The following is a 1,965-nucleotide window of genomic DNA, read 5'->3' on the forward strand; positions in this document are numbered from 1 at the left end:
GGCTTTCCTTTGAGTGAGGACCCGCGACTTTCTGCCCCTGTCTTACGGCAGGTTTGGCTTTGGGATTGAGCTGATCGATTACATTCAAAACATAGATCATCAGCCCCAGAGTTCTATACGTATGGCTGCTTACCTTCAGAACGATGGCACGCCCAGATCCACCCTTCACGCTTGGCCAGTTCGAGATTCGGAGGCGCCATAGCCTGGCCCACCAGGAAGTCATGCGCGGCCACCAGGCACAGGGCCGCGTCGAGTGCGCCGGCGCTTTGCTCCAGAACCGGGAGGTCCGGCAGCTTCACGTCGTCACTGGGGAGTGCTGCGATGGTTTCCCGGCGCTGCGGAGCCTGTTCCGCATTCTTGTAGCCGGTGGACCGGCAGCCTCTCCCAACCAAGGTGGCGGCAGGGTAGACCTCGATGGCGCTGATGGGGTCGGTCAGCTTCGGTGTCCAGGCCAGGGGGATGACATAGCCCAGACCCGGGCGAAGTTCGCCCAGGAGGCCTAGGGCTGCATGGGCTGTGCGAGCGATGCTGTCTCGGCCTCCGAGCCCGCGGCACGCAGTTGCTCATCGATGATGACCCGGGTGTGGCAGCCTCGTCCAGTTCCACCTGCTGCGCGGCCTTCTGGGCCTGAAGCAGCAGGGTCTTGACCTCATTGGGAGCACTGGCCTGCGCCTGGGCTTGCAGGGCATCCAGGGAGGCCTGCAGCTGCTCCTTGGACTGGGCCGCTTCGCTGGCGAGACTTTCCCACACTTTGGCCTCTTCCTGGGCCTTGAGGGCCATGTCCTGGGCCGTGCCGGCTTCGGCCTGCATCGCAAGCCATCTGGTTCTGGAAAGCCTTCAGCTGCGCCTGGAGGCCGGCGATCTCCTGAGTCAGACCCAAGGTCGGGTCGGGTGGCGCCTTGGGCGGTATGAAGGGGCCAGAGGAAAAATCGGGGTCCCGGAAAGTCCGATAGAACCAAAGGCTCAACTGGCGGGCAACTTGAGGTTCTCGAGGGCGGTGCGGTGGTCGTCCAGGCCTCCATGGCTGGCCGCGTTGCCGGCCTTGCGCAGCTTGTGGAACAGCTGCTTGATGTCGACGGTCAATGCGCCGGCCTGGTCAAGGCGCTTGAGCAGATCCAGTTGGGACTCGGAGGTCCCGACGTCACGCAGCCCAAAGCTGGCCGTCAGTTCTTGCGCCAGCAGCTCGCCGAACTGACGCAGCTTGAGCAGGGCGGGTTGGGGTCGGTGCAGGAATAGGTCTCGGCCATGTGGCCAATCGTGGCCCGCCATTCAACCAGCGAGGCGTCCATGCCCAGAATGCTCAACCCAGGTCGCGGACAGTCACGCGCCCGTAATTTCCGGCTTCGGGTCGCCGAACCAAATGCCCGGTGCGGCCATCGTCGACTCGCTCCAGGCCGTCTTGGACAACCTGGAAAAGGAACTGAGCCTCTCCCGCGAACGCCTCAAACATCACATCAACCACGATCCCGATCTGAAGCAACGCCGCGAGCTACCCGAGTCTATCCCCGGCATCGGGCGAGCCGTCTCGGCTCATCTGCTGACAGTACTCAGCGCACATTATGGCTTCGCCAACGCCAAGCAAGCCGTCGCCTACGCTGGCTTAGCACCCAAAATTCAAGAGTCCGGTAAATGGGTCGGGAAAACCCGAATTGCCAAAACAGGTGACCCTGCCTTACGCAAAGTGCTCTATATGCCAGCATCCACCGCCCGGCAGTACAACCCCGTCATCCGCACCTTCTGTGAGCGTCTAAGAGCTCACGGCAAGAACGGTAAGGCCATCGTATGTGCCGCTATGCGCAAGCTCATCCATTTCGCTTTCGCCATCCTGCAATATCGCCTACAACATGATTTCCGCAGCTATTTCCCTTAAGGAAGCGCCGATTAATGGGAGTTTTTGACGTGCTTGGGCCGACTGCGCTCGGTTTGGTTCGTGGTCAGGCGTAAATTGGTCCGAAAGAGCGTTTT

Annotated in this window: 3 protein-coding genes; 1 reads left to right on the plus strand and 2 read right to left on the minus strand. The window is 61.3% G+C overall.

The genetic code is table 11. From position 1 onward, the window contains the following. Positions 1-113: 113 nt before the first annotated feature. Together EK23_RS22955 and EK23_RS22265 are read right to left on the minus strand one after the other, a co-directional pair. Complete coding sequence (locus EK23_RS22955; protein ID WP_082054419.1) at positions 114-527, minus strand: DUF429 domain-containing protein; 414 nt, start codon at positions 525-527, stop codon at positions 114-116. Positions 528-963: 436 nt separating this feature from the next. Next, positions 964-1,269, minus strand: a complete 306-nt coding sequence (locus EK23_RS22265) for a DUF4145 domain-containing protein (protein ID WP_052808439.1) — start codon at positions 1,267-1,269, stop codon at positions 964-966. Positions 1,270-1,399: 130 nt separating this feature from the next. Between EK23_RS22265 and EK23_RS21250 the strand changes: the two genes are divergently transcribed. Next, positions 1,400-1,870 carry a transposase gene (locus EK23_RS21250; RefSeq protein ID WP_158002577.1) on the plus strand — a complete coding sequence of 157 codons (471 nt, stop codon included), beginning with the start codon at positions 1,400-1,402 and terminating at the stop codon, positions 1,868-1,870. Positions 1,871-1,965 lie beyond the last annotated feature (95 nt).

Origin of the sequence: Methyloterricola oryzae, assembly GCF_000934725.1 — a bacterium.
In the GTDB taxonomy this organism is placed as follows: domain Bacteria; phylum Pseudomonadota; class Gammaproteobacteria; order Methylococcales; family Methylococcaceae; genus Methyloterricola; species Methyloterricola oryzae.